Annotated in this window: 26 protein-coding genes and 2 tRNA genes; 7 read left to right on the forward strand and 21 right to left on the reverse strand. The window is 67.6% G+C overall.

Translation table 11 applies throughout. From position 1 onward, the window contains the following. Nucleotides 1-29 precede the first annotated feature (29 nt). Nucleotides 30-1757 carry a Stk1 family PASTA domain-containing Ser/Thr kinase gene (pknB, locus tag AB0N59_RS03885; protein WP_363478994.1) on the forward strand — a complete coding sequence of 576 codons (1728 nt, stop codon included), beginning with the start codon at nt 30-32 and terminating at the stop codon, nt 1755-1757. Here pknB and AB0N59_RS03890 read toward each other — a convergent pair. Genes AB0N59_RS03890 through AB0N59_RS03900 form a run of 3 tightly spaced genes read right to left on the reverse strand, consistent with a single transcriptional unit; the run spans nt 1733 to nt 3320 of the window. Then, on the reverse strand, nt 1733-2368 hold the full coding sequence (locus AB0N59_RS03890) for an aminodeoxychorismate/anthranilate synthase component II (RefSeq protein WP_363478997.1): 636 nt from the start codon (nt 2366-2368) through the stop codon (nt 1733-1735). The genes pknB and AB0N59_RS03890 overlap by 25 nt on opposite strands. Beyond that, nucleotides 2365-2520, reverse strand: coding sequence for a hypothetical protein (locus AB0N59_RS03895; RefSeq protein WP_204975041.1), 156 nt, complete (start codon nt 2518-2520; stop codon nt 2365-2367). Before AB0N59_RS03895 ends, AB0N59_RS03890 begins: the two co-directional genes overlap by 4 nt. After that, nucleotides 2520-3320 (reverse strand): class E sortase, encoded by an 801-nt coding sequence (locus AB0N59_RS03900; RefSeq protein WP_363479000.1) that lies wholly within the window; start codon nt 3318-3320, stop codon nt 2520-2522. Before AB0N59_RS03900 ends, AB0N59_RS03895 begins: the two co-directional genes overlap by 1 nt. 36 nt (nt 3321-3356) lie before the next feature. Between AB0N59_RS03900 and AB0N59_RS03905 the strand changes: the two genes are divergently transcribed. Next, nucleotides 3357-3596 (forward strand): cell division protein CrgA, encoded by a 240-nt coding sequence (locus AB0N59_RS03905; RefSeq protein WP_204975038.1) that lies wholly within the window; start codon nt 3357-3359, stop codon nt 3594-3596. 207 nt (nt 3597-3803) lie between these two features. On the opposite strand, the gene AB0N59_RS03910 is transcribed toward AB0N59_RS03905, so the two are convergent. After that, nucleotides 3804-4685, reverse strand: coding sequence for a rhomboid family intramembrane serine protease (locus tag AB0N59_RS03910; RefSeq protein ID WP_363479004.1), 882 nt, complete (start codon nt 4683-4685; stop codon nt 3804-3806). A gap of 24 nt (nt 4686-4709) precedes the next feature. Further along, the gene (locus AB0N59_RS03915) at nt 4710-5267 is read right to left on the reverse strand and encodes a peptidylprolyl isomerase (protein WP_363479007.1); all 558 of its coding nucleotides are present in this window, start codon (nt 5265-5267) and stop codon (nt 4710-4712) included. 145 nt (nt 5268-5412) lie between these two features. On the opposite strand from AB0N59_RS03915, the gene AB0N59_RS03920 reads away from it, so the two are divergent. Both AB0N59_RS03920 and AB0N59_RS03925 read left to right on the forward strand, forming a co-directional pair. Continuing rightward, nucleotides 5413-5910 carry a DNA helicase gene (locus AB0N59_RS03920; RefSeq protein WP_363479011.1) on the forward strand — a complete coding sequence of 166 codons (498 nt, stop codon included), beginning with the start codon at nt 5413-5415 and terminating at the stop codon, nt 5908-5910. After that, nucleotides 5907-6395 (forward strand): YbaK/EbsC family protein, encoded by a 489-nt coding sequence (locus tag AB0N59_RS03925; protein WP_363479014.1) that lies wholly within the window; start codon nt 5907-5909, stop codon nt 6393-6395. Before AB0N59_RS03920 ends, AB0N59_RS03925 begins: the two co-directional genes overlap by 4 nt. 30 nt (nt 6396-6425) lie before the next feature. On the opposite strand, the gene AB0N59_RS03930 is transcribed toward AB0N59_RS03925, so the two are convergent. The 3 genes from AB0N59_RS03930 to AB0N59_RS03940 all read right to left on the reverse strand — a co-directional run bounded on the left by AB0N59_RS03930 (nt 6426) and on the right by AB0N59_RS03940 (nt 8226). Further along, nucleotides 6426-6860: an NUDIX domain-containing protein gene (locus tag AB0N59_RS03930; protein ID WP_363479017.1), complete on the reverse strand. Its 435-nt coding sequence runs from the start codon at nt 6858-6860 to the stop codon at nt 6426-6428. A 39-nt stretch (nt 6861-6899) separates the two neighbouring features. Next, the gene (locus AB0N59_RS03935) at nt 6900-7211 is read right to left on the reverse strand and encodes a hypothetical protein (RefSeq protein ID WP_363479019.1); all 312 of its coding nucleotides are present in this window, start codon (nt 7209-7211) and stop codon (nt 6900-6902) included. Nucleotides 7212-7311: 100 nt separating this feature from the next. Continuing rightward, on the reverse strand, nt 7312-8226 hold the full coding sequence (locus AB0N59_RS03940) for an AraC family transcriptional regulator (protein ID WP_363479022.1): 915 nt from the start codon (nt 8224-8226) through the stop codon (nt 7312-7314). A gap of 172 nt (nt 8227-8398) precedes the next feature. On the opposite strand from AB0N59_RS03940, the gene AB0N59_RS03945 reads away from it, so the two are divergent. Beyond that, nucleotides 8399-8851 (forward strand): hypothetical protein, encoded by a 453-nt coding sequence (locus AB0N59_RS03945; RefSeq protein WP_363479025.1) that lies wholly within the window; start codon nt 8399-8401, stop codon nt 8849-8851. Between the two features lie 8 nt (nt 8852-8859). On the opposite strand, the gene AB0N59_RS03950 is transcribed toward AB0N59_RS03945, so the two are convergent. After that, nucleotides 8860-9990, reverse strand: coding sequence for an alanine--glyoxylate aminotransferase family protein (locus AB0N59_RS03950; protein WP_363479028.1), 1131 nt, complete (start codon nt 9988-9990; stop codon nt 8860-8862). Between the two features lie 95 nt (nt 9991-10085). Continuing rightward, a tRNA-Ala gene (locus tag AB0N59_RS03955) sits at nt 10086-10158 on the reverse strand. Between the two features lie 165 nt (nt 10159-10323). On the opposite strand from AB0N59_RS03955, the gene AB0N59_RS03960 reads away from it, so the two are divergent. Beyond that, nucleotides 10324-10818 carry a DUF3253 domain-containing protein gene (locus AB0N59_RS03960; protein ID WP_363479031.1) on the forward strand — a complete coding sequence of 165 codons (495 nt, stop codon included), beginning with the start codon at nt 10324-10326 and terminating at the stop codon, nt 10816-10818. A gap of 58 nt (nt 10819-10876) precedes the next feature. On the opposite strand, the gene AB0N59_RS03965 is transcribed toward AB0N59_RS03960, so the two are convergent. From AB0N59_RS03965 to AB0N59_RS03980, 4 genes are all read right to left on the reverse strand, one after another. Next, nucleotides 10877-10950: transfer RNA gene (locus tag AB0N59_RS03965), tRNA-Ile, on the reverse strand. Between the two features lie 81 nt (nt 10951-11031). After that, the gene (locus AB0N59_RS03970; RefSeq protein WP_363479034.1) at nt 11032-11835 is read right to left on the reverse strand and encodes a DUF4097 family beta strand repeat-containing protein; all 804 of its coding nucleotides are present in this window, start codon (nt 11833-11835) and stop codon (nt 11032-11034) included. Further along, nucleotides 11832-12518 (reverse strand): response regulator transcription factor, encoded by a 687-nt coding sequence (locus AB0N59_RS03975; RefSeq protein WP_363479037.1) that lies wholly within the window; start codon nt 12516-12518, stop codon nt 11832-11834. The genes AB0N59_RS03970 and AB0N59_RS03975 overlap by 4 nt, the downstream gene beginning before the upstream one ends. Continuing rightward, on the reverse strand, nt 12506-13879 hold the full coding sequence (locus tag AB0N59_RS03980) for a histidine kinase (protein ID WP_363479040.1): 1374 nt from the start codon (nt 13877-13879) through the stop codon (nt 12506-12508). The genes AB0N59_RS03975 and AB0N59_RS03980 overlap by 13 nt, the downstream gene beginning before the upstream one ends. 117 nt (nt 13880-13996) lie before the next feature. Between AB0N59_RS03980 and AB0N59_RS03985 the strand changes: the two genes are divergently transcribed. Beyond that, nucleotides 13997-14719: a VIT family protein gene (locus AB0N59_RS03985; RefSeq protein ID WP_363479043.1), complete on the forward strand. Its 723-nt coding sequence runs from the start codon at nt 13997-13999 to the stop codon at nt 14717-14719. A 70-nt stretch (nt 14720-14789) separates the two neighbouring features. On the opposite strand, the gene AB0N59_RS03990 is transcribed toward AB0N59_RS03985, so the two are convergent. The 7 genes from AB0N59_RS03990 to dnaA form a co-directional block, all read right to left on the reverse strand. Then, nucleotides 14790-15194, reverse strand: coding sequence for a DUF3566 domain-containing protein (locus AB0N59_RS03990; protein WP_363479046.1), 405 nt, complete (start codon nt 15192-15194; stop codon nt 14790-14792). Between the two features lie 20 nt (nt 15195-15214). Further along, entirely contained in the window at nt 15215-17785 is a 2571-nt protein-coding gene (gene gyrA, locus AB0N59_RS03995; protein WP_363479049.1) for a DNA gyrase subunit A, read from the reverse strand. Between the two features lie 193 nt (nt 17786-17978). Continuing rightward, the gene (gyrB, locus tag AB0N59_RS04000) at nt 17979-20039 is read right to left on the reverse strand and encodes a DNA topoisomerase (ATP-hydrolyzing) subunit B (protein ID WP_363479052.1); all 2061 of its coding nucleotides are present in this window, start codon (nt 20037-20039) and stop codon (nt 17979-17981) included. 117 nt (nt 20040-20156) lie between these two features. Then, on the reverse strand, nt 20157-20642 hold the full coding sequence (locus AB0N59_RS04005) for a DciA family protein (protein ID WP_363479055.1): 486 nt from the start codon (nt 20640-20642) through the stop codon (nt 20157-20159). After that, on the reverse strand, nt 20635-21813 hold the full coding sequence (recF, locus tag AB0N59_RS04010; RefSeq protein WP_363479058.1) for a DNA replication/repair protein RecF: 1179 nt from the start codon (nt 21811-21813) through the stop codon (nt 20635-20637). Before recF ends, AB0N59_RS04005 begins: the two co-directional genes overlap by 8 nt. A gap of 56 nt (nt 21814-21869) precedes the next feature. Further along, nucleotides 21870-23012 carry a DNA polymerase III subunit beta gene (gene dnaN, locus AB0N59_RS04015; protein ID WP_363479061.1) on the reverse strand — a complete coding sequence of 381 codons (1143 nt, stop codon included), beginning with the start codon at nt 23010-23012 and terminating at the stop codon, nt 21870-21872. Between the two features lie 417 nt (nt 23013-23429). Then, nucleotides 23430-24827, reverse strand: a complete 1398-nt coding sequence (gene dnaA, locus AB0N59_RS04020; RefSeq protein ID WP_363479064.1) for a chromosomal replication initiator protein DnaA — start codon at nt 24825-24827, stop codon at nt 23430-23432. Nucleotides 24828-25021 lie beyond the last annotated feature (194 nt).

Below are 25021 nucleotides of genomic sequence, written 5' to 3' on the forward strand. Positions count from 1 at the left end.
TTGTCGAAGAGATCCGAGGGGGGTCGTCTGTGTCGCCGGAACCGCGCATCATCGCCGGGCGCTACCGCGTCGATGAGGTCATCGGGCAGGGCGGCATGGCCAAGGTCCACCGAGGCTACGACCTGACGCTGGGGCGCGAGGTCGCCATCAAGATCCTCGATCCCGAGCTCGCTCGCGACACCGCGTTCCGCACGCGCTTCCGTCTCGAGGCGCAGGCGGCATCGCGCATGGCCCATCCGTCGATCGTGCGCGTCTTCGACGCCGGCGACCCCTCGACGGGCGCGGGCCGGCCCGGCTCGACGGGCCCCGAGGGGTCGGAGCACTCGGAGCCGTACATCGTGATGGAGCTCGTGCAGGGCACCCTGCTGAAAGACATCATCGCGAAGGGCCCGCTGCCCGTCGCCGACGCGATCCGCTATGCGGACGGCATTCTCGAGGCCCTCGAGTACTCGCATCGCGCCGGCGTCGTGCATCGCGACATCAAGCCGGGCAACGTGATGATCACCGACAAGGGCGCCGTGAAGGTCATGGACTTCGGCATCGCCCGCGCGGTGTCGGACTCGTCGTCGACGGTCGCCGAGACCACGCAGATCATCGGCACCGCCGCCTACTTCTCACCCGAGCAGGCCAAGGGCGAGGCGGTCGACGCCCGCACCGACCTGTACTCGGCGGGTGTCGTGCTGTACGAGATGCTCTCGGGTCGCCAGCCGTTCCGCGGCGACTCCCCCGTTGCGGTCGCGTATCAGCACGTCAGCGAGACGCCGATGCCGTTGACCGAGGTCGACGATCAGCTGCCCCGGTCGCTGGATGCCATCGTGCTGCGTGCCATGGCGAAGGACCCCTATCAGCGCTTCCCCGACGCCGGTTCGTTCCGCCTCGCACTGAAGGGCGTCTCGCAGGGCCAGACCCCCAGCAAGAAGGACATCGGTGCGCTCACGAGCGAGCTGTACGGCCCCAACCCGCGGCAGGCGCAGGAGACCGCTCGGTCGCTGCGGCAGCTGAGCACCGACACCACCATGACCCGCACCCAGTCGGGCCCGCCCGTGGCCTGGATCTGGGCCGGGGTGGCGCTGCTCGCGGTGCTGCTGATCTCGGTGCTCATCTGGGTCATCACGCTCACGATGCGGCCGAACGATGTGCCGACGACCTCGGTCGCGGTGCCGAACCTCGTGAACCTCACCTCCGACGAGGCCGAGGAGGTGCTGGAGGCGAAGGGACTCGTCCCCGACATGCGCGAAGAGGCGAGCATGGAGTTCGAAGAGGACCATGTGATCCGCTCCTCGCCGACGACGGGCGCGAAGCTCACCGAGGGCACCTCGGTGATCGTGTACGTCTCGACCGGCGCCGACACCATCGAGATGCCCGTGGTCGAGGGCCTCTCGCAGGACGCCGCCAAGCAGGTGCTCGCCGACGCGAACCTCAAGCTCGGCACGGTCAGGCCGCAGAACGACAAGGACGCCCAGGCCGGAACGGTGCTCAGCGCCAGCGAGCCGGCCGGCACCCAGGTGGCTCCGGGCACGGTGGTCGATCTCGTGGTCGCGAACGGCCTGGTCACCCTCGAAGACATGACCGGCTTCTCGATGCAGGCAGCCACCGGTCAGCTCGAGAAGCTCGGGCTCGAGGCCAAGCCAGTCGAGCTCGGTCCGTGCGCCGAGGGGCAGATCCCCGACGTCGTGGCCTCGATGTCGCTGTCGCCCGGCGAGGTGGCGATCCACTCGACCGTCGAGCTGCGCTATTGCGTGAAGCCTGCCGAGTGACGTCTCGGCACTGACGCGAGCCAGTTGGCGAGCATCCGGTGGCCGCTCTCGGTGAGCACGCTCTCGGGGTGGAACTGCACTCCGGCGATCGGCAGGCTCTCGTGCTCGACCGCCATGATCGTGCCGTGCTCGGCACGCGCGGTCACCCGCAGGCCCGCGGGCAGGGCGGCGTCGTCGAGCGCGAGCGAGTGGTAGCGCCCGGCGGCGAACGGCGACGGGATGCCCTCGAACAGCGTCGACGAGTCGTGCGTCACCTGCGAGACCATGCCGTGCATCAGCTCGGGCGCTCCGCTGACCACGCCGCCGAAGGCCTCGCCGATCGCCTGGTGACCGAGGCACACGCCGAGAAGGGGCCTGCCGGTCTCGGCCGCCAGGTGCACGACGGCGATCGATGCGCCCGCGTCGGCCGGCGCACCGGGTCCCGGCGAGATCATCACGGCGTCGAACTCGTGCAGCAGCGCGAGCCAGTGACGGCGCACGGCAGCATCCGGAGCATCTCCTGCGGCGTCCGCCTCGACCATCACCACCTCGGCGCCGAGTTCGCGCAGGTAGCCGATCAGCGTGTGCACGAAGCTGTCGTGGTTGTCGACCACCAGAACGCGCACGCTCACTGCAGATCCACCTCTCCGGGGGTGATCAGCGGGCTGATCCACGGGAAGACGTAGAAGAACAGCGCGTACAGCACAGCGCTCACCAGGGCGAGCACGATCAGCAGTCGCACCCACCAGGGTCCGGGCAGCAGGCGCCAGAGAGCGGCGTACATCAGCGGGCTCCTTCGGCTGAGGGTGACGCCTCGTCGACCGGCGCCAGCGAGTCCGGCGGTCCTTCGGCGCGGGGCTGGAAGCTCTCGAAGACGCCGTAGGCGACGATCCGCTCGGCGAGCGAGTAGAGCGGCGAGCACGCGGTGAGCGTGATGAAGCGATCGCGAGCGGGCGCGTCGGGCATCTGGGGCACGTCGAGCAGCACATCGCCGGCCGACGGCTTCACGTACTGCAGATTGCGGAAGCGATAGGTGTACCAGCCGAGCTCGGTCTCGACGACGATCGCGTCGTTCAGGCGCAGCTTGTCGATGCGGTTGAACGGCTTGCCCCAGGTGGTGCGGTGACCGGCGAGCGAGAAGTTGCCGACCTGACCGGGCATCTTCGACTGGGTGTACATGCCGATGCCGATGCGGTCGAGGGTGCGCTCTCGGGTGGTGCCGCCCGCGATGTGCACGTTGTAGTCGTCGCCGAATCGGGGGATGCGCATGTTCGCGAAGATCTCGGCATCCGCGGGGCGCGGCAGCAGCGGCGGCTCGTACACGGTCTCGTCGCCCTGCTGCACGGCCGGCGGCGGCTGCGGCGCTGGTTGCTCGGCCCACTGCTGCGACAGCGAGGCGCCCTTGGCGTTGTTCTCTGCGCCGATGATGAGGTCGCCTATCCACATCTGCCAGGCGACGAACAGCAGCACGAGCACGCCCGCCGTGAGCAGCAGCTCGCCGAGCACGCTGCCGATGGTCGCGCGCGCGCGGCGGGGCCCGTCGGGCCGCGGTCGCGACGCCGGGGGAGTCGCGACCGCATGCATGTGGGGAAGTCTATTCGCCCGGCTAGAATGATGCGCATGGCACGTGACCGCAATCCCGAAGAGCCCACCGTCGAGCGTCCCGAGGGCGAATCCGCCCCGAACGCCGTGTGGTTCAAGCCCGTCATGGTGGGCTTCATGCTGCTGGGTCTCGCGTGGATCCTCGTGTACTACATCTCCGGATCGCGCCTGCCGATCCCCGGCCTCGACTCGTGGAACCTCGGCATCGGTCTGGGCATCGCGCTGATCGGCTTCCTCATGACCACTCGCTGGCGCTGACACGCACCGCGGGATACGCGCCCTTCCACTTCGGTGGGAGGGCGTTCGTCTTTCCCCAGGAGGTTGTTAACAACCCCCTCCACCTGTGAATAACACTCGTGTAATTCTCCCCACATGTGGAGAGGCCTGTGGATAACTTTGGGGAAATGCTGTGCAGATCCCTGTGCATGACCTGTGCACGAGTTGTGCACAACTCGCGTCCGCGGGTCAGAGAGTGCCGCGGATGACCATGGGAGAGACCAGGAAGGCCAGCGCCAGGAGCGCGACCACGAGGGCCACGAGAAGCAGGATCTGCACCACGCGCTGCGAGTGCTTGCGGGTGCGGGCGAAGATCAGCTCGATCAGCGCGCCCACCGCAGCACCGCCGATGTGCGCCTGCCAAGCGATGTTGAGCGTCTGGATGAAGCCGATCGCGAGGTTGATCGCGAGGATCACGAGGATGCCACGGATGTTGGCCCCGATGTGCCGGCCGATCACGAGCAGAGCGCCCATAAGGGCGAACACCCCGCCGGATGCGCCGACCGTGGCCGCGCCCGGGTCGAGCACCGCCATGGCCACCGAGCCGCCGAGTCCGCCGATCAGATAGAGGGCGACGAAGCGCCAGCGGCCCAGAAGCGGTTCGAGGCTGCGGCCGATCATCCAGAGGGCGAGCATGTTCAGCGCGAAGTGCATGATGCCCGAGTGCACGAGCATGGCAGTGAGCAGCCGCCACGGCTGGAAGGTGAACCCGCCCGCGAACATGTCGGGGAAGAGGTAGGGCGTCGCGAACAGCAGGGTGCGATCGACGATCGGGCCGAGCAGCACCTGCAGCACGCCCACCACGGCCGTGATGCCGATGATCGCGTAGGTGGCGATCGGCTGCGACGACCCGGAGGACGCACGCCAGACGCGGTTCGCGCGGCGCTGCGCCGGCGTCTGAGCCTTGCGGTCGGCCTTCATGCACTCGGGGCAGATGACGCCGACGGGCGCCTGCGTCTGGCAGTCGGCGCAGATGGTGCGCGTGCAGCGCTGGCAGAGCACGAAGCTCTGCCGATCCGGATGCCGGTAGCAGAAGTTCTCGCGGTTGCGCGTGAAATCAGGAGAGGTCATCCGGATCGGCTCGAGCTGTCGCGATCAGGCGGGGACGACGTCGACCGAGTGCAGCACGACGTCCTCGATGGGACGGTCCTGGGCACCGGTGCGCACCGCGGCGATCTCGTCGACGACGGCCTTCGAAGCGTCATCGGCGACCACGCCGAAGATGGTGTGCTTGCCCATCAGCCACGGAGTCGGGTCGGTGGTGATGAAGAACTGCGAGCCGTTGGTGCCCTCGGCCTGGCCGGTGATGGCGTTGCGACGCAGACCCGCGTTCGCCATGGCGAGCACGTAGGGGTCGTTGAAGTTCAGCTCGGGGTGGATCTCGTCGTTGAAGTTGTACCCGGGGCCGCCGATGCCCTGACCGAGCGGGTCTCCGCCCTGGATCATGAAGTTCGGGATGATGCGGTGGAAGATGACGTCCTTGTACAGGGGACCCTCGCCCGGCTTGCCGGTGGCGGGGTGCGTCCACTCCTTCGAGCCGTCGGCGAGGCCGACGAAGTTGGCGACCGTGTTCGGGGCGTGGTCGCCGAACAGGTTGATGACGATGTCACCGTGGTTGGTGTGCAGGGTTGCGACGTGAGATGCGTGAGGCATGTCACCATTCTCGCAGAGGGGTCCTGTGCGGACGCGGCGTATTGTCTCCTTTCCACCGTCGCGCCGCCAGACTCTGCTCGTATTCAGTCTGTTGTGGTTGGATGAGTGGCGGAACGGACAGTGAACCGACCGACGGGAGAGCAACGTGAATCTCAGCCGCAAGCGCAAGAAGGAACTGCGTCAGCTTCAGCAGGACGCCGGACGACTCTGGGAGTCGCAGCAGGTGCTCGTCGGGAACGCTGCCGACATCGCCCGTGAGGCCGGCCGGCAGCTCGGCAACTTCAACCGCGAGCAGGTACTGCCCACCGTGCACGACTCGTACGAGCGCCACGTGGCCCCGACTGTCGACCGCGGCGTGAAGTTCGGCAAGCACGTGGTCGACGAGCGCGTCGTGCCGATCGTCGGCGGAGTCGTCGGCACCGCGCTGACGGCGTGGGATGTCGCGAACAAGAAGCGTCACGACCTCGGCTTCGGACCGCGTCACGTCGCACCCCCCAAGAAGAGCATGGGCATCGGCTCGATCGTCGCGATCGTCCTCGGCGCCGCCGCGGCGATCGGCGTGGTCGCTGCCGCGTGGCAGGCGCTGCGCGCCGACGACGAGCTCTGGGTCGCAGACGACCCGCTGTCTCCCCCCAACGCATGACCGAGGCCGACCCGCATCAGCGGGTTCGCGCCGCTGCGGCCGCCCGAGGACTCGAGATCGAGATCCGCGAGCGGCCGCAGGCACGCAGTCTCCCCGAGGCGGCGGCCCTGCTCGGCCTCCAGCCGTCCGACATCGTGAAGACGCTCGTCGTGAAGCGGTCCGACGACACCTACCTCTTCGCCCTCGTGCCCGGCGGCAGGTCGATCTCGTGGCCGAAGCTGCGCGCCGTCGTCGGCGTGAACAAGCTGCGCCTCCCTGAGCCCGAGCTCGCCCTCGCCGCGACGGGCTACGAACGAGGAACCATCGTGCCCGTCGGCAGCACGACCGACTGGCCGGTCTACGCCGACGAGACGATCGTGGGGCGGCGCATCGCCATGGGTGCAGGCGCGCACGGCTTCAGCCTGTTCACCCACGCCGATGACCTCATCCGCGCGTACGGCGCCACGGTCGCCGACATCTCGCAGCCCGAGGAGCCCCGCGACTGACGAGCGCGCGGTTCCCGGCATCCGGATTCCTCAGCGCGACAGCAGCCCGGCCATCCGCAGGCCGATGTCGACGAGCTTCACCCGCTGCAGCGCGGCCACCTCGTCGAGCGTGAACCACGCCGCCATGTCGGTCGAGCCGTTCTTCTCGAAACGCAGCTCTCCGCCGGTGATCTCGGCGCGGTAGACGATCCGCAGAGTGTGCAGCGGCGTGCTGTTCTCGTCGCGTCGCACCCGCCGCGACGCGGGGATCACCCGGGAGTGGATGCCCAGCAGCGCCGTCGTCTCGATCTGGAACCCGGTCTCCTCTCGAAGCTCCCGGCGCACAGCGAGCTCAGGATCCTCGCCCTGTTCGAGCCCGCCCCCCGGCAGTGTCCAGGCCACTCGTCGCCCCTCGACCCACCGGGCCAGCAGCAGTCGTCCGTCGTCGTCGGTGACGATGCCGTAGGCGGCGACGCGCAGGTCCATGGGTTCACAGTAGCCGCGGCACTCGCGCGGCGGCGAGCGTCAGGCCGATTCGAGCGGCTCGATGTGCTCGCCCGTCAGCAGGATCCCGCCGCTCGTGTTGGCGGAGTTCGACAGCTCGTTCAGCCACTGCTGACTCAGCTCGGGAGCGATCGGCTCGTCGAAGATGAAGCGCAGGGGGATGGAGGGGTGCAGCCAGAGGGTCGATCGGCCCGAGTCATCGGGATGCCGCCACGACAGGGTGAAGCTCTCGTTCCGACGCAGCTTGAGGGCGATCACGACTTTCAGGTGCGCGAGCGTGCGATCGTCGACCTCGATCGGGTCGGGGGAATTGCCGTAGTAGATGAATCCCATTTGTCTTCACCGTACGAGGGAGCAGTGCCCGCCGCATCTTTGTTGCGGCGAATGGACGAGGGGCGCAAGGCGTGTTCGCTCCCGGGATGGAAGCTGAGGCTCAGCCGCCTTCGAGCGTCTCCTTCGCGCTGCGACCGTAGGTCTGCCGGTACAGGTTGTTGAAGCGCGAGGAGTTGCCGAATCCCCAGCGCCGGGCGATCTGGGCCACCGACTCGTCGTTGGCGGCGTTGCGCAGATCGCGGTGCGCGCCGTCGAGGCGCACGCGACGCAGGTACTCGGTGGGGGTGGTGTCGATGCTCCGCCGGAAGGCGTACTGAAGACCTCGGGTCGAGATGTGCACCGCCTCGGCCACGTCGTCGACCGTGATCGGCAGATGCGCGTTGTCGTCGATGTAGGCCAGCGCCCTGCTCACGGTGGCTCCGCCCTCGCCTGCGCCGTCACGGACGATCGCCGATCCGAAGGTCGACGGGAAGCAGCTGAGCACGACGGTCAGCGCGTGCCGGGCGAGACCCGCCTCGATCAGCTCATCGCCGTCGACCGACATCGCCGAGTTGAGCAGGTAGTCGAATGCCCGCGCCCATTGGCGCGCGGCGGCATCGGAGCGGGGGTGCACCGAGGTCAGTCGCAGCGAGAGCAGATCGTCACCGGTGATCCGGCGCGCCAGCTCCTGAGCCCGCCCGCGGTCGAAGATGAGCGCTGAGACCTCAGCGGTGCCGTTCCACTCGGCCTCGACCTGCGTACTGTCGGTGGCCCAGGGCATGCCGGGTTCGATGACCGATCGCCGGCTGCGCAGCACGCCGTCGGCGGTGACCAGCCGGCACGCGAACAGCTGATCCTCGGGCTGCACGCGCGAGTGCACCTCTGCGGTCAGCGAGTACCGCACGATCGACATGTCGCACAGGGTGGCCGACCGCCAGCGGAACGCGAAGTCGTCAGGGTCGATGCGCAGCAGCGACGCCGAGGGCACGAACGTCTTCCAGATCTCCTCGACATCCGAGACATCGTCGGAGTCCATCCGCACAATATCCGCCACAGAGCCTCCTGTGCACACGGGTAATCAGGTATGACGCACCCACCAGAATATCCGTCGAGGGGGCATTCGGGCCACTGCGACCAGTGGTCAGGAATCGAGAAGCACCCGGTTGCACGCCGGATCTATCGTTGAGGCACACCACGAGGAGGACACCATGTCGAAGACCGAGACGGCCAACTTCACCGATGCCGAACGCGAAGCGATGAAGGCGCGCGCGAACGAGGGCAGAGCGGCGCGCTCACGGGCGAAGAAGGACCCCGCGCAGGCGCGGGCCGAGGGCGAGGCCGAGGTGCGGGCGAAGCTCGCTGACATGCCCGATGACGACCGCGAGCTCGGCGAGCGCCTGCACGCCATGGTGGCGGAGGTCGCCCCGCACCTCGTGCCCAAGACCTACTACGGCATGCCGGCGTACGCGAACGAAGCGGGCAAGGTCGTGTGCTTCTACAAGCCCCGCTCGAAGTTCAAGGTGCGCTACTCGACGTTCGAGTTCGACCAGGCCGCCAACCTCGACGACGGCGCCGTCTGGCCCACCGCGTATGCGGTGACCGCTCTCGGCGACGACGAGATCGCCTTCCTCGCCGAGCGGGTGCGGCTCGCGGCATCCTGACGCGGGGATCAGCCCTTCAGCTCGGCGAGCGCCTTCTCGAGGCGCCCGACGGCAGCATCCACGTCTCCCAGCTTGTCGAGGCCGAACAGTCCGACGCGGAAGCTCGAGAAGTCGTCGGGCTCGTCGCAGTGCAGGGGCACGCCGGCGGCGACCTGCAGGCCGTGGGCTTTGAGGGCCGCGCCGCTGCGCAGATCGGGATCGGTGGTGTGCACGACGACGACCGTGGGCGAGGCGAAACCGGATGCCGCGACAGAGGGGAGCCCGTGCTCGGCGAGCAGGGCGCGCACACGGGTGCCGAGCTCGATCTGTGCTGTGCGCAGCGCATCGAACCCGCGCTCGCGGGTCTCGATCATCTGCTGCAGGTTGCGGGCGATGGTGTCGGTGGGCATCGTCGAGTGGTAGCCGGCCGAGCCGTCGCGGTAGCCGTCCGAGATCGTGAGCCAGCGGTTCAGGTCGAGCGCGAAGCTCGTCGCAGTGCCGGATGCCACGGCATCCCGTCCCTTTCCGCTGAGCATCACGTAGCCGACACCGGGCGATCCGCTCCAGCCCTTCTGCGGGGCCGAGAGCAGCACGTCGACGCCGAGGGCACCCATGTCGACCCACATCGCACCGGAGGCGATGCAGTCGAGCACGAGCACGCCGCCGACCTCGTGCACGGCGTCGGCGAGCGCGCGGACGTAGTCGTCGGTGAGGATGATGCCCGCCGCGGTCTCGACGTGCGGCGCGAACACGACCTCGGGGCGCTTCGCACGGATCGCGGCGACGACCTCGTCGATGGGTGCAGGGCTCCACGCCGCCTGCACGTCGTCGCTGTCGGGACGGGCGAGGCAGACGGTCACGTCGGACGCGACGTCGCCCATCTCGAGGATCTGCGACCAGCGGTACGAGAACAGCCCGTTGCGCACGATCAGCGTGCGCTTGCCTGTGGCGAGATGGCGGGCGACGGATTCCATCGCGAAGCTGCCGCCGCCGTTGACGAGTGCGGCGCTGTCGGCGTTGTACGCCTCGCAGAGGATGTCGATGGTCTGCTGCATGATGCCGATGAACCTCTTCGACATGTGGTTCAGCGATCGGTCGGTGAACACGACCGAGTACTCGAGCAGTCCGTCGGGATCGATGTCAGCGTGCGGCAGAGTCATGTCTCCACCCTGGCATCCGCACCTGTGCGAGCGACAGACCTTTCGCCGTGCGAAGGGGAACAGAAAAGCCCCGACCGAGTCGGGGCTTTCATCTGTGGAGCCTAGGAGATTCGAACTCCTGACATCCTGCTTGCAAAGCAGGCGCTCTACCAACTGAGCTAAGGCCCCCGAGCGGCGCGAACACCGCGGCTTCAATGATACATGCCGTCAGGTTGCGGACTGCAATCGGGCGCCGGGCACCTCGTACCCGCGCGTGTCGCGACGCGCCGGCCGGCCCCGCCGGCCGTGGTCAAGTCCCTTTCGAGCCGCGACCGAGGATCGGATGCTGATGACATGGGTGCGGAGAAGGCAGAACCGGAGAAGACGGGCGACGGTCACCACATCATCGTCGACGGACGACGGTGGCGTGCCACCGACCCGGCCATTCCCGAGACGTTCCGGCATGAGCTGGTCGACGAGCTGATGTCGGCGCGCCGTGCGGTGAAGGCGGGGGAGGGCGATGCCAGACGGCGGGTCGGCGACGCGAAGACCGCCCTGGGTGAGCGCGGTGCGCCGTGGTGGGAGGAGCGTTCGGGTACGGGGTTCGATGAGCGGATCGCCTCCGCGGTGCGGGCCCTGGTGCGCAAGCGAGGGGAGTCGTCGATCTGTCCGAGCGACGTCGCCCGCACGGTGGGCGGGGAGTCATGGCGGGCGATCATGGACGATGTGCGACGCGTCACGGCTCACCTCGCCGATCAGGGTCAGGTGATCGTCACCCAGAAGGGTGAGCCGGTGCAGCTGCGGGATGCCCGCGGGCCCGTGCGCATCGTGCGCGGACCCGAGCTGTAGCCCGCTCCTGAGACGCGAAGAAGGCCCCGCCGGAGCGGGGCCTTCTTCGTTGTCGGAGTGGGGCTACCAGGACTTGAACCTGGGACCTCTTCATTATCAGTGAAGCGCTCTAACCGCCTGAGCTATAGCCCCGTCAACCTCCAAGACTTTACCGGATGATCGAGGGGAAAAGCGAATCGAGCGCGGCCCGCGCTGCGGGCCGGGCGTTTCGGATCACTCCCCGGCGCCGCCCGGGCGCAGGGTCGCCGATCCTGCCGAGACGTTGCCGGTGATCCGGTGCGAGCTGCTGCTGCTCTGATCCAGGCTGCTGTCGAGTGATCCGGCACTCACGTCGCGCCGGAGGTCGTACTCGCGATCGGGCAGCGTGAGGTCGAGCGAACCGGCCGAGACCGTGAACGCGACGCTGTCGGGAACCGTGGTGAGGGTCGACACGACTCGCCCGGCGCTGATCGAGAACTGCGACTGCTCGACGCCCGCCAGCTCGATGTCGGCCCGCCCCGCGTTCACGTCGAGATCGAGGTCGCGCGCATCGCCGTTCAGCGACAGCGCTCCGGCGTTCACGTCGACGCCGAGCTCGTCGAACTCGCCGACGACGTCGAGCGAACCGGCATGCAGGGTGAGGCGGGCATCCAGGCCCTCCAGCTCGAGCGGAAGCACGAGCGTCGCCCGCTCGTCACCGCGCAGCCAGTCCGGGCTCCACCAGTCGAACCCGCGGTCGGGGCCCCGCACCTCGAGCTGCCCGCCGTCGGCACGCAGCGTCCATCCGCTCGTCGAGGCGCCGTCGATGCGCAGCTCGGCCTCGTCGACGTCATCGAACATGACCCGCATGTCGGCTCCGCCCACCTCGAGGTCGACGGCGGTCACGCCTCGGGCATCCGCCTTCAGCTGACCCGACTGGGGGCCGATCTGCTGCAGCCCGGTGACCGCGGCGGAGGCCGCAGATCCCAGCATCACCACTCCGCCGAACGCGGCGATCACCACGGTGATCGCGCCGATGCTCTTCTTCGTGCCGCTCATCGCAGCCCTCCCTGTTCGTTGCGGCCGGCGTCTGCCGAACCGGAGTTCTCGATGTGGGCGAGTGCGGCCAGCACTCGCCTGTTGCCGTCTTCGGGCTCGAGCCCGAGCTTCTGGAAGATCGCGGTGATGTGCTTCTCGACGCTGGCCTCGCTGAGGAACAGCATCCCGGCGATCGCGTTGTTCGACTTGCCCTCGGCGATCAGAGCCAGCACAGTCCTCTCTCGCTCGGTGAGACGCAGCATCCGCTCGTCGCGATTGCGGCGGGTGAGCAGCTGGGCGACCACCTCGGGGTCGAGCACGGTGGCGCCGGAGGCGATCCGCTCGACCGACTCGACGAACTCGGTGACGTCGGCCACGCGATCCTTCAGCAGGTAGCCGAGCGGTCCGCCCTGAGCGGCGATCAGATCGCTGGCGTAGCGCTCCTCGACGTACTGCGAGAGCACGAGGATCGGCAGCGTGGGCCGGCTGGCACGTATCGCGAGTGCCGCGCGGATGCCCTCGTCGGTGAACGTCGGCGGCAGCCTCACGTCGAGGATCGCCAGGTCGGGGGCGGATACGGTGACGGCATCCATCAGGCCCGTCGTGTCGGGCAGCGCGGCGACGACCTCATGGCCGGCGTCGTGCAGCAGACGGACGAGACCCTCGCGCAGCAGCACCGAGTCCTCGCAGATCAGGATGCGCATGGCACCGTCACCTCCAGGCTGGTCGGCCCGCCTGCGGGGCTGTCGAGGCGGAAGGTGCCGCCGGCGGCGAGCACGCGGTTGGTGATGCCGTCGAGGCCACCGCCGGGCTGCACCTGTGCGCCGCCCATTCCGTTGTCTTCGACCCGGGCCCACAGCCCGCCGTCGCGGCTGCGCACCACGACGCGGCATTCGCTGGCGCGGGAGTGCTTCGCCGCGTTCGTGAGCGACTCCGCGATCGCGAAGTAGACGGCGGCCTCGGCGTCGCGGCACGATGCGCCGGCGCCGGTCATCGACGGGTCGATGCGCACGTCGAGCTGCACGGGGATGTGCGAGCGTCCCGCGAGCGCCGAGAGCGCCGCATCGAGGCCACGGTCGTCGAGCACGGAGGTGTGGATGCCGCGGGCGAGCTGTCGCAGCTCCGTGATCGCCGCCTTGGTCGAGGTGTGCGCCTCGTCGATGAGCGCCTTGGCCGCAGTCGGGTCGGCGTCGATCTTCTGCTTGGCGAGTCCGAGCGTCATGCCGACCGAGACGAGCCTCGGCTGGACGCCGTCGTGCAGGTCTCGCTCGATGCGGGTGCGCTCGAGCTCGGCGGCGCGCACGGCGCCGGCACGCTGCGCCGTCGAGGTGCGCACCTGGGCGGTGAGCTCCGCCTCGCGGCTGGGGATGACGAGGGCGCGGCTGAGCACGCGGTGCAGCAGCGCGAGTCCGATGATCGCCGCGATGCCGGCGATCACGCCCAGGATGCCGACCAGCGGCGCCCACTCGACGGCGAGGTAGCTGCCGAACGGGCCCTCGATGCTGTCGTCGGACGACAGCGGAGCGAACGAGAAGATCGCAGACCAGACGACGCCCCAGAACAGCCGCAGCACCAGGGTTCCGGCGATGCACGCCAGCACGAAGTTCAGCATGACGCGCCACATGCGGCCGTCGATCGACTGCCTGCCGAGGTTGCGCAGCCACCCGCCGAATCCGGGGCGCGTGCGCTCCCGCCACTGCAGGTCGGGAACATCAGCGCAGTAGAGGGCGCCGATGCGGCGCACCTCGAACCATGCGACGCCGAAGAGCGCGTAGACGACGCCGACGAGGAACAGCAGCCCGATGCCGAAGACGAAGAGCAGAGCGACGCCCACGCCGAGAACCGTGCTCAGCACGGCGAGGGCGCCCGATCCGACGGCACCGAGGGCCGCGAGCTCGAGAACGGTCAGGGCGATGCGCAGCGGCGGCTGCTCGGCATCCGTCTTCGTGCGAAGCGGTGCAGGCGCGGGCGGAACCGGCGCGGGTGGAACCGGCGCGGGCGGAACCGGCGCGGGCGGGGCCGGCGGGGTCGGAACCGGCGCCGGCGGGGTCGGATTCGTGGTCATGACTCAAAGCTACGGTTCAGCAGAGCATCACGACACGGAGCCAGCCCGACAGCCGCATTCGGGTTTTCCCTACTGGGGACCTCCCCGTCCTGTGCCTCAACATGGTTCACTGGCTGCATGACAGCCCCTGAAGCCGCTCACGCAGGCGAACCTCATGGAGCCGGTCTCGGCCAGCGATTGAACTGGCTGCGCGCGGGCGTGCTCGGCGCGAACGACGGGATCGTGTCGGTCGCCTCGCTCGTCGTCGGTGTCGCCGGAGCGACGACCGACAACGCGGCACTGCTCGTCGCGGGCCTCGCCGGCCTGGTCGGCGGCGCGATCTCGATGGCGCTCGGCGAGTACGTGTCAGTGAGCAGCCAGCGAGACAGTGAGCGCGCGCTGATAGACAAAGAGCGGCACGAGCTGCGGACGATGCCCGAAGACGAGCTCGCCGAGCTCACCCAGCTCTATCGTGCACGGGGCCTGAGCGAGCAGACCGCCCAGCAGGTCGCCCGCGAGCTCACCGAGCACGACGCGCTCGCAGCGCACCTCGAAGTCGAACTCGGCATCGACCAGCACGACCTCGTGAACCCGTGGCATGCCGCCATCTCGTCGGCCGTGTCGTTCACCATCGGTGCGCTGCTGCCGCTGCTGGCCATCCTGCTTCCGCCGCCGGATTGGCGTGTGCCCGTGACGTTCGCGGCGGTACTGGTGGCTCTCGCGGCGACGGGCGCCATCTCGGCGAGAGTCGGGGGCGCACCTGCGCTCCGCGCATCAGCTCGGCTCGTGGTCGGCGGTGCGGCGGCCCTGCTCGTCACCTGGCTGATCGGCACTCTGCTGGGCACGACGGGAGTCGTCTGATCGGTCGACTCCGCCAGGAGCAGAAGAGAAGCCCCTCCCGTGAGACGGAAGGGGCTTCTCGCTGACGAGATCAGTTCGACATGAACCCGACGAGCAGTCCGCCGGTCACCTTCACCGCCAGGTTGTAGATGCCCGCGATGACGGCGCCGAGCACCGTGAACACGATGAGGTTCAGGATCGAGACGACCGCACCGAACGCCATGACCTGCGGAAGGCCGATGAGGCTCTCGAGGTCGACGGCTCCGTCGGTGAGCGTGTCGAGGAAGTCACCGGTCTGGCCGATGACGTTCGTCGCCTGCAGAACCATGAACACGAGGAAGAACGACACCATGGTCACGATCGCCAGTGCCACCGCTCCGAGGAACGACAGCTTCACAGCCGACCAGAAGTCGACGTAGACCAGGCGCAGGCGCACCTGCTTGCCGCCGGTCTTGCGCGTGGACTTCTTCGCCAGCTTGTCAGCCACTGTGCTCATGTGTCAGTGCTCTCTCGTTCTCAGGCTTCGGGGGAATCCGCCGCGGGGGTCTGCGCGGGGGTGGGGGTCTCGGATGCCGGGGTCTCGGTCTCCGCGTCGTCCTCTTCGTCGATGCCGCGCTCGCTGTTGCGTGCGACGGCGAGGATGCGGTCATCTCCGGACATGCGGGCGAACACGACTCCCATCGTGTCTCGGCCCTTCGCCGGCACCTCGGCCACGGCAGAGCGTACCACCTTGCCGCTGGACAGAACCACCAAGACCTCGTCGTCCTCCGAGACGATGAGACCACCCGCGAGAACGCCTCTCTCGTCGCTCAGCTTGGCGACCTTGATGCCCGTTCCGCCGCGCTTCTGCACCTTGTACTCGTCGACGGTGGTGCGCTTCGCGTAGCCGCCGTCGGTGACGGTGAACACGAACGATGCGTCGGAGACGATGGATGCCGAGAGCAGGCAGTCGTCGTCGTCCTTGAACTTCATGCCCCGCACGCCCTCGGTGGCGCGGCCCATCGGCCGCAGCGCGTCGTCGGTCGCGTGGAAGCGCACCGACATGCCCTTGGCGCTGATGAGCAGGATGTCTTCATCGGAGTTGACGAGCTTCGCGCTCACCAGCTCGTCGGTCTCACGCAGGCGGATCGCGATGACGCCGCCCTGACGGTTGGTGTCGTAGTCGCCGAGGCGGGTCTTCTTCACCAGGCCGCTGCGGGTGGCCAGCACCAGGTAGTCCTTCGCCTGGTAGTCGCTGATGGCGAGCACCTGGGCGATCTTCTCGTCGGGCTGCAGCGCGAGCAGGTTCGCGACGTGCTGACCCTTGGCATCGCGGCCCGCCTCCGGCACCTCGTAGGTCTTGGTGCGGTAGACGCGACCCTTGTCGGTGAAGAAGAGCAGCCAGTGGTGCGTGGTGGTGACGAAGAAGTGCTCGACGAGATCGTCGGCGCGCAGCTGCGCACCCTTCACTCCCTTGCCGCCACGGTGCTGCGAGCGGTAGTTGTCGCTGCGCGTGCGCTTGATGTAGCCCTCGCGGGTGACGGTGACGACCATCTCCTCGACGGGGATGAGGTCTTCCATCGACATGTCGCCGTCGTATCCGTGCAGGATGTGCGTGCGGCGCTCGTCGCCGAAGCGGTCGACGATCTCGGTGAGCTCGTGGCGCACGATGTCGCGCTGGCGCGACTCGGTGGCGATGATCTCCTTGTAGTCGGCGATCTTCAGCTCGAGCTCGGTGGCCTCGTCGATGATCTTCTGCCGCTCGAGGGCCGCGAGGCGGCGCAGCTGCATGTCGAGGATCGCCTGGGCCTGGTCGTCGTCGATGTCGAGCAGCGTCTTCAGGCCCTCGCGCGCCTCGTCGACCGTAGGCGAGCGGCGGATCAGTGCGATGACCTCGTCGAGGGCATCCAGTGCCTTCAGGTATCCCTGCAGGATGTGCATGCGCGCCTGCGCCTTGCGCAGCCGGAAGCCGGTGCGGCGCACGATGACGTCGAGCTGGTGGTCGAGCCAGTGCGTGATGAAGCCGTCGAGGCCGAGCGTGCGCGGCACGCCGTCGACGATCGCCAGCATGTTCGCGCCGAAGTTCTCCTGCAGCTGGGTGTGCTTGTACAGGTTGTTCAGCACGACCTTGGCGACCGCGTCGCGCTTGAGCACGACGACGAGGCGCTGACCGGTGCGGTCGGACGACTCGTCGCGGATGTCGGCGATGCCGGTGATCTTGCCGTCGCGCGCCAGGTCGCCGATCTTCACCGCGAGGTTGTCGGGGTTGACCTGGTACGGCAGCTCGGTGATCACGAGGCAGGTGCGGCCCTGGATCTCCTCGACCTCGACGATCGCGCGCATCGTGATCGAGCCGCGGCCGGTGCGGTACGCCTCGTGGATGCCCTTGGTGCCGAGGATCTGCGCTCCGGTCGGGAAGTCGGGGCCGGGAACGCGCTGGATGAGACCCTCGAGCAGCTCCTCACGCGGAAGCTGCGGGTTGTCGAGCGCCCACAGAGCGGCGGCCGAGACCTCGCGCAGGTTGTGAGGCGGGATGTTGGTCGCCATGCCGACCGCGATGCCGATCGAGCCGTTGACGAGCAGGTTCGGGAACCGCGCCGGCAGAACGTCGGGCTCCTGCGTCTGCCCGTCGTAGTTCGGCGAGAAGTCGACCGTGTCCTCTTCGATGTCGCGCACCATCTCGAGCGCGAGCGGGGCCATCTTCGTCTCGGTGTACCGAGGGGCGGCGGCGCCCATGTTGCCGGGGGAGCCGAAGTTTCCCTGACCGAGTGCGAGCGGGTAGCGCAGCGACCACGGCTGCACGAGACGCACGAGGGTGTCGTAGATCGCGGTGTCGCCGTGGGGGTGGTACTGACCCATGACCTCGCCGACGACGCGGGCGCATTTCGAGAACGACTTGTCGGGGCGGAAGCCGCCGTCGTACATGCCGTAGAGCACGCGGCGGTGCACGGGCTTGAGCCCGTCGCGCACGTCGGGCAGCGCACGCCCGACGATGACGGCCATGGCGTAGTCGAGGTACGACCGCTGCATCTCGGACTGCAGGTCGACCTGGTTGATGCGGCCGTGCTCGTGGCCCTCGTTGATGTCGGGGCGTTCTTCGTCAGTCATGTCGTCTTCTCTGTCCCGCGTGATGCTGCCGGATTAGTGCCGGACTACGGACTCTTCTCGTCGTACGCAGAGCGGGGCCCTCCCGCTGCGCGGGTCCCTCGCGATGCTCACTCCGAGAAGAGTCCTCCGTCCTGAGTTTCTGTGTGCTGCTGCCACCACGAGCAGCAGCGTGTGTGTGTATGTGTGGGTGGAGTCAGATGTCGAGGAAGCGGACGTCCTTGGCGTTGCGCTGGATGAACGTGCGTCGCGACTCGACGTCCTCACCCATCAGCACGCTGAAGATCTCGTCCGCCGCTGCGGCGTCGTCGATGGTGATCTGGCGAAGGGTGCGCGTGGTGTGATCCATCGTGGTCTCCCACAGCTCCTTCGCGTTCATCTCGCCCAGACCCTTGTAGCGCTGCACGCCGGCATCCTTCGGCAGACGCTTGCCGTTCTCGGCGCCGTGCTTGAGCAGCGCGTCGCGCTCGGCGTCGGAGTACACGTACTCGTGCGGCGAGTTCGACCACTTCAGGCGGTACAGCGGGGGCATCGCCAGGTACACGAAGCCGGCCTCGATGAGTCCGCGCATGTAGCGGAACAGCAGCGTGAGCAGCAGCGTCGTGATGTGCTGGCCGTCGACATCGGCATCCGCCATCAGGACGATCTTGTGATAGCGGGCCTTCTCGATGTCGAAGTCCTCGCCGATGCCCGTGCCGAAGGCCTGGATCATCGCCTGGACTTCCTTGTTGCCCAGCGCCTTGTCGAGACGCGCGCGCTCGACGTTGAGGATCTTGCCGCGCAGCGCGAGGATCGCCTGGGTGTGCGGGTCGCGACCCTGCACGGCCGAGCCGCCTGCCGAGTCACCCTCGACGAGGAAGATCTCGCTGATCGACGGGTCCTTGCTGGTGCAGTCCTTGAGCTTGTCGGGCATCGCGGCCGACTCGAAGACGCTCTTGCGGCGGGCGGTCTCTCGCGCCTTCCGGGCGGCGAGACGCGCGGTCGCGGCGTCGATCGCCTTGCGGATCACGTTCTTCGCCTGCTGCGGGTTGCGGTCGAACCAGTCGCCGAGCTGGTCGTTCACGATCTTCTGCGTGAACGCCTTCGCCTCGGTGTTGCCGAGCTTGGTCTTGGTCTGCCCCTCGAACTGCGGCTCGCCGAGCTTGATCGAGATGACCGCGGTGAGTCCCTCGCGCACGTCGTCGCCGGAGAGGTTCTCGTCCTTCTCCTTGAGGAGGTTGTTCGCGCGGGCGTAGCGGTTGACCAGGCTGGTGAGAGCGGCGCGGAAGCCCTCTTCGTGCGTTCCGCCCTCATGGGTGTTGATCGTGTTGGCGTAGGTGAACACGTTCTCGGTGTACGAGGTGGTCCACTGCATCGCGAGCTCGAGCGAGATCTTGCGCTCGGTGTCTTCGGACTCGAACGCGATGATCTCGTCGTTGACGACCTCGGCCTTGCGCACCTTGTTGAGGTACTCGACGTAGTCGACGAGACCGCGCTCGTAGAGGAAGACCTCGGCCGGCTGGCGGGAGACGACGGTGCCGTCGACCTCGTCCTCGATGGCGGATGCCGGACGCTCGTCGCGCAGGGCGATGCGCAGGCCCTTGTTCAGGAACGCCATCTGCTGGAAGCGCGTGCGCAGCGTGTCGTAGTCGAACTCGATCGTCTCGGTGAAGATCTCGGGGTCGGGCCAGAACGTGATGGCGGTTCCGGTCTCGTCGGTCGCCTCGCCCTTCTCGAGCTTCTGCTGCGGGGTGCCGCCTTCGGCGAAGCTGTGCCGCCAGACGAAGCCCTTCTGCTTGACCTCGACCTCGAACCGGGTCGAGAGCGCGTTGACCACGGACGAGCCGACGCCGTGCAGACCGCCCGAGACGGCGTAGGCGCCGCCGCCGAACTTGCCGCCGGCGTGCAGGATCGTCAGCACCACCTCGACCGTCGACTTGTTCGGGTCGGAGGAGTGCGGGTCGACCGGGATGCCGCGGCCGTTGTCGACCACGCGGACGGCGCCGTCTTCGAGGATGGTGACCTCGATGTTGTCGGCGTGGCCGGCGAGGGCCTCATCGACCGAGTTGTCGACGATCTCGTACACGAGATGGTGCAGACCGCGCGGTCCGGTCGAACCGATGTACATGCCGGGGCGCTTGCGCACCGCCTCGAGACCCTCGAGGATCTGGATCTGATCGGCGCCGTAGTCACCGGAGACCTTCGAGGAGCTGTTCTCGGTCGCTGAGCTGTTCGTCGGATCCTGCTCAGAGCTGGTCGAAGGTTCTTCAGGCGTCATCAGGAATGGTTCTCCACATCGAAAGTACCCACTCATTCTATCGGGTTTCGAGGGTCGACATGCGCCTCAAACGCCGTGTGGTCGATTCTGAGCGCTTGAGGGTGCGGTCGTGATGCCCTACCCGTAGGTGTCCCGCGGGCCCCGTCCGGGCACGACGCGCGGACCCCACTTCCACGACGGCACATCCGGTCCGATGAAGCGGAGGTTCTGCACCCCGGCATCCGGATAGCGGTTGCCGATCTCGGTCATGATGACGGCGCGCATGAACTGCAGGTTCTTCGCCCACGCCGTCGAGTCGCACTTCACCGTCAGCACGCCGCGCTCCAGCGACACCGGCTCGGAGTGCTTCGCCGTATCGGCGCCGGCGAGCTCGGCCCACTGACGCACGAGGTCTTCCGCTGCCAGGGTCTTCTCCCAGCCCGAGTCCTTGGTGAGCTTGGCGAGCACGTCGCCGAGGGTGCCGGGGTCTCGCCCCTTGGTGAACGGCGCGTTGTCGTCGTCCACCTCGATGCGCTTCTTGCGCTTCCAGTTCTTCGCGCTCGGCTTGAGTCCGCGCAGTCGCAGGTACGTGGCGACGGTCTCGGGAGGCTGCGGATCAGGCATCCGGATCACCCTCCGACTCGCGGTCGTCGCTGATCGTGCCGGCGCTGATCCGCACCACGTGGCGGTGCAGCGGCTCGGGGATGTCGGCCTCGACGGCGGCGGTGACGATGACCTGCTCGTAGCCGGCGGTCAGCGCCGCGAGGCGCTGCCGGCGATCGGCGTCGAGCTCGGCGAACACGTCGTCGAGGATCAGCACGGGATCGCCCGCGGGCGACTCGGCGCGCAGCAGCTCGGCGGACGCGAGGCGCAGCGCGAGCGCCACCGACCACGACTCGCCGTGCGAGGCGTAGCCCTTCACGGGAAGGTCTCTGACCCGCAGGATCAGATCGTCGCGATGGGGACCGACGAGGGTGAGACCTCGTTCGATCTCCTTCGACCGCTTGGCCTGCAGCGCGGCTCGGAACTGATCGGCGATCTCGCCCCTGGCATCCGACTCGGCGTCGGGCTCATCGTCGTCTTCCTCGGGATCGGCACCGCGCGCCGAGAGCGCCCACTCGAGCTGCGGACGGTGATCGGCTCCCGCGATGGCGGCGTAAGCCTCGGCGACCGGACCCTGCAGATCGGCCGCGAGACGCAGTCGCGCGTGGATGATCTCGGAGCCGAGGGCGATGAGCTTGTCGTCCCACACATCCAGTGTCGACAGGCCCTCGCCGCGAACGCCGCGGGCGCGCGCCGACTTCAGCAGAGCGGTGCGCTGCCGGAGCACCCGCTCGTAGTCGGCGATGACACCCGCCATGCGAGGAGTGCGCTGAATCAGCATCTGATCTGCGAATCTTCTGCGCGAAGACGGGTCGCCGCGCACGATCTGGAGGTCTTCAGGGGCGAACAGGACGACATGCGCATAGCGCGGCAGCTCGTTGGTCTTCGACGGTGAGCCGTTGATCCTCGCCTTGTTCGATCCCTGGCGGTTCAGCTGCACCTCGACGAGCACCTTGCGCTCTCCGTGCGCCAGCCGCGCCCGGATGACCGCGAACTCCTGGGCGTCTTTCACCATCGGAGCATCGGACGAGACCCGATGCGATCCGAGGGTGGCGAGGAAGACGATCGCCTCGGCGAGGTTCGTCTTGCCTTGACCGTTGCTGCCGACGAGCACGTTCGGGCCGCGATGGAGAGTGAGATCGGCGGTCGCGTAATTGCGGAAATCGACCAGGTTCAGGTGCTCCACAATCACCGCTTCAGCCTACCTTCGGCCCCCGACATCGGCCCCGGGGAGCCGGATGCTCGCGATCAGCGCAGCAGCAGGTTCGGCTGCAGCAGGTACTTGAACGAGTCGAGGCCCGCCTGGTCGACCGACGTCTGGCTCGTGATGAGCACGGGGCTGAGCTTATTGGCGTTGTCGCTCGACGTGAACGTCACGCGGGTGAACTCGCTCTTGACTGCGCCGAGAGCCTCGAGCAGGTACTGCGGGTTGAGACCGAGCGTGACCTCGTCGCCGCCGTTGAGGTGGGCGTCGACCGACTCGGATGCTCGTGCCTGCTCGCTGCCGGAGGCATCCATCGTCACACCGTCGGCGCCGAAGGTGAAGCGCAGCGGAGCAGACCGGTCGAGCACCAGGGCGACACGACGCACCGCCTCGATGAGCTCGCCCGTGTTGACCACCGCGTAGTGGTCTGTCTGCTCGGGGAAGAGCCGGCGCACGGGCGGGAAATTGCCCTTGATCAGCAGAGATGTCACGGTCTTGTTGCCCGCGGTGAAGGCGATGATCTCGCGGTCGCCCGCGCCCGAGAACGCTACCTCGATGTTGCCCGCGTGGGCGAAGGTCTTGCCGACCTCGGTCAGAGTGCGGGCCGGGACCAGCGCCGACTGCTCGGCGACCTGGCCGTCCCACGGCACGTCGCGCAGCGAGACGCGATAGCGGTCGGTCGCGACGAGGCTCAGATTGTGATCGGCGACCTCGAGCTGAACACCGGTGAGCACAGGGGTCACGTCGTCGCGCGATGCCGCGAAGGCGACCTGGGCGATCGCGGTCGCGAAGTCCTCGGCCGGCACGACGCCGGTGGATCCGGTGACCTCGGGGATCGACGGGTACTCCTCGACGGGCATGGCCGCGAGGGTGAAGCGCGCGGAGCCGCAGGTCACGGCGACGCCGCCGTCTTCTTCGACCGCGATCTCGATCGGCGCGTTGGGCAGCCGGCTCGCGATGTCGGAGAGCAGTCGGCCGTGCACGAGGATCGTTCCCGGGTCGTCGACGGTCGCCTCGATGGTCGTGCGAGCGGAGGCCTCGTAGTCGAACGCGGAGAGGGTCAGGCCCTCACCGGATGCCTCGATGAGCACTCCCGCGAGGATCGGCTGCGGATTGCGCTGCGGAAGCAGCTTGACGACGAAGGACACAGCCTCGCTGAACACATCGCGGTTGACCTGGAACCTCACGGGCGCTCCCTCGTTGTACCTGCTCACTGCAGTGGGCGCACTGCAGGCGATCCCATGCTAGTCGCAGGTGACGAGCCGTCCACCACCTCGAAGGTCTTGTGATTCGGGGTTCGTCCACATCCGTCTGGTCATCGAATGACCCCTGACCTGATGGAGATCTCTTAACGGTGTTAACAACTGTGGATTCTGTGGATAAGTCGGTGGATATCAGCAGGGAGTAGGTAACTACACACGTGTGACATGTGGAATCCCTGAGGAATCCGCGGGTTTCGGGGGTGTGGGCTCTTTTCTCCGTGGTGGTGCTTATCCACAGGGGACCCCGTGCGGAGGCATCCGGAAGCCGAAGTTTCCACAAGTTATCCACAAGCCCTGCGGAGAACCGGTCCGATTCCGCGCCAGAGCAGGCGTGCCGGGCGGTCAGCGACGGCTGATCTGGGTGGTGATCTCGGTGACCTGGTTGTAGAGCGAACGACGCTCTTTCATGAGCTCGCTGATCTTCTTGACCGCGTACATGACCGTCGTGTGATCGCGATTGCCGAACAGCTGGCCGATCTTCGGCAGCGACAGGCTCGTGCGCTCACGGCACAGGTACATCGCGATCTGACGGGCGGTGGCGATCTGCTGCGAGCGGCTCGATCCGTACAGGTCATCGACCGTGAGCTTGAAGTAGGCAGCGGTCGCCGTGATGATGTCGGTCGGCGAGATGATGTTGTCTTCCGTCGTGTCGACGATGTCGCGCAGCACCGTCTGCGCCAGCGAGATGTCGAGCATCGAGCGGTTCAGGCTGGCGAACGCCGAGACCCGGATCAGCGCGCCCTCGAGCTCGCGGATGTTCGACGACACCACGGTCGCGATGTACTCGAGCACCTCATCCGGGATGTGCAGCGACTCGCTCTGCGCCTTCTTGCGGAGGATCGCGATGCGCGTCTCGAGGTCGGGCGCCTGCACGTCGGTGATCAGGCCCCACTCGAAGCGGCTGCGCATGCGGTCTTCGAAGCCGGTCAGCAGCTTGGGCGCCACGTCACTGGTGATCACGACCTGCTTGTTGTGATCGTGCAGCTGGTTGAACGTGTGGAAGAACGCCTCCTGCGTCTCGGCACGACCCTGCAGGAACTGGATGTCGTCGATGAGCAGGATGTCGACCTCGCGATAGCGGCTCTGGAACGCTGCTCCGCGGTTGTTCGCGATCGAGTTGATGAAGTCGTTCGTGAACTCCTCGCTCGAGACGTACCGGACCTTCACTCCGGCGTACAGCGACTGGGCGTAGTCGCCGATCGCATGCAGGAGATGGGTCTTGCCCAGACCCGAGTCGCCGTAGATGAACAGCGGGTTGTACGCCTTCGCCGGCGCCTCGGCCACGGCGACGGCCGCGGCATGCGCGAAGCGGTTCGACTGACCGATCACGAAGTTGTCGAAGGTGTACTTCGGGTTCAGTCGCGATTCATGGCGCAGGGGAGTGGGCTGCTGCTGCTCCATGGGCGACTCGACGCGCGCCGGCTCCGCGGCGGCGAAGTCGGGCACCGAGATGGGCGCAGTCGGCTGGTCGATCAGCTCGTGGTTCACGACCGTGCGGTACGAGGTGACCTCGTCGCCGATGTCGGAGAGAGCCTCCATCATCGGCACGCGCAGACGCTTGTTGATCTGCGCCGCGGTGAGGTCGTTCGGCACATCCAGGTAGAGCACGCCGCCCATGACACCCGCCGGCACGACCAGGCTGAGGAAGCCCCGCAGCTGCGGACTGACGCGCTCATCCTCCGCCAGTCGCTCGAGCAGAGACGACCAGATGGGCACATCGGGATGGGCGGCAGAGGTCATGGTGCTCCGGGCGAAGTTGTGGAAAGGGCGCGTGAAGCGTGATCTCCCCCTGTGGATAACGTCGGATGCCACGGTAGTCATCGCCGCTGTTAACAGCAACCCGTCCCCGGAAACACGCGGGTGTGTCGTGGGTCAGCGAGATCTCCACAGTTGTGGATAATGGGTGTGCGCAACTCCACGGCTGCAGCGCGGCA

Origin of the sequence: Microbacterium sp. NPDC089321 (assembly GCF_040684935.1) — a bacterium.
Lineage (GTDB): Bacteria > Actinomycetota > Actinomycetes > Actinomycetales > Microbacteriaceae > Microbacterium.

Excerpts from the sequence above, each read along its gene's own strand:
- AB0N59_RS03960 (WP_363479031.1), top strand. The coding sequence starts at position 10,324 with ATGGGTGCGGAGAAGGCAGAACCGGAGAAGACGGGCGACGGTCACCAC.
- AB0N59_RS03985 (WP_363479043.1), top strand. The coding sequence starts at position 13,997 with ATGACAGCCCCTGAAGCCGCTCACGCAGGCGAACCTCATGGAGCCGGT.
- gyrA (WP_363479049.1), bottom strand. The coding sequence starts at position 17,785 with ATGACTGACGAAGAACGCCCCGACATCAACGAGGGCCACGAGCACGGC.
- AB0N59_RS03925 (WP_363479014.1), top strand. The coding sequence starts at position 5,907 with ATGACCGAGGCCGACCCGCATCAGCGGGTTCGCGCCGCTGCGGCCGCC.
- AB0N59_RS03940 (WP_363479022.1), bottom strand. The coding sequence starts at position 8,226 with ATGGACTCCGACGATGTCTCGGATGTCGAGGAGATCTGGAAGACGTTC.
- AB0N59_RS03905 (WP_204975038.1), top strand. The coding sequence starts at position 3,357 with ATGGCACGTGACCGCAATCCCGAAGAGCCCACCGTCGAGCGTCCCGAG.
- dnaA (WP_363479064.1), bottom strand. The coding sequence starts at position 24,827 with ATGACCTCTGCCGCCCATCCCGATGTGCCCATCTGGTCGTCTCTGCTC.
- AB0N59_RS03980 (WP_363479040.1), bottom strand. The coding sequence starts at position 13,879 with ATGACCACGAATCCGACCCCGCCGGCGCCGGTTCCGACCCCGCCGGCC.
- AB0N59_RS03915 (WP_363479007.1), bottom strand. The coding sequence starts at position 5,267 with ATGCCTCACGCATCTCACGTCGCAACCCTGCACACCAACCACGGTGAC.
- AB0N59_RS03970 (WP_363479034.1), bottom strand. The coding sequence starts at position 11,835 with ATGAGCGGCACGAAGAAGAGCATCGGCGCGATCACCGTGGTGATCGCC.
- AB0N59_RS03910 (WP_363479004.1), bottom strand. The coding sequence starts at position 4,685 with ATGACCTCTCCTGATTTCACGCGCAACCGCGAGAACTTCTGCTACCGG.
- AB0N59_RS03895 (WP_204975041.1), bottom strand. The coding sequence starts at position 2,520 with ATGTACGCCGCTCTCTGGCGCCTGCTGCCCGGACCCTGGTGGGTGCGA.
- gyrB (WP_363479052.1), bottom strand. The coding sequence starts at position 20,039 with ATGACGCCTGAAGAACCTTCGACCAGCTCTGAGCAGGATCCGACGAAC.
- AB0N59_RS03945 (WP_363479025.1), top strand. The coding sequence starts at position 8,399 with ATGTCGAAGACCGAGACGGCCAACTTCACCGATGCCGAACGCGAAGCG.
- AB0N59_RS04005 (WP_363479055.1), bottom strand. The coding sequence starts at position 20,642 with ATGCCTGATCCGCAGCCTCCCGAGACCGTCGCCACGTACCTGCGACTG.
- AB0N59_RS03950 (WP_363479028.1), bottom strand. The coding sequence starts at position 9,990 with ATGACTCTGCCGCACGCTGACATCGATCCCGACGGACTGCTCGAGTAC.
- AB0N59_RS03900 (WP_363479000.1), bottom strand. The coding sequence starts at position 3,320 with ATGCATGCGGTCGCGACTCCCCCGGCGTCGCGACCGCGGCCCGACGGG.
- AB0N59_RS03930 (WP_363479017.1), bottom strand. The coding sequence starts at position 6,860 with ATGGACCTGCGCGTCGCCGCCTACGGCATCGTCACCGACGACGACGGA.
- AB0N59_RS03975 (WP_363479037.1), bottom strand. The coding sequence starts at position 12,518 with ATGCGCATCCTGATCTGCGAGGACTCGGTGCTGCTGCGCGAGGGTCTC.
- AB0N59_RS03935 (WP_363479019.1), bottom strand. The coding sequence starts at position 7,211 with ATGGGATTCATCTACTACGGCAATTCCCCCGACCCGATCGAGGTCGAC.
- AB0N59_RS03990 (WP_363479046.1), bottom strand. The coding sequence starts at position 15,194 with ATGAGCACAGTGGCTGACAAGCTGGCGAAGAAGTCCACGCGCAAGACC.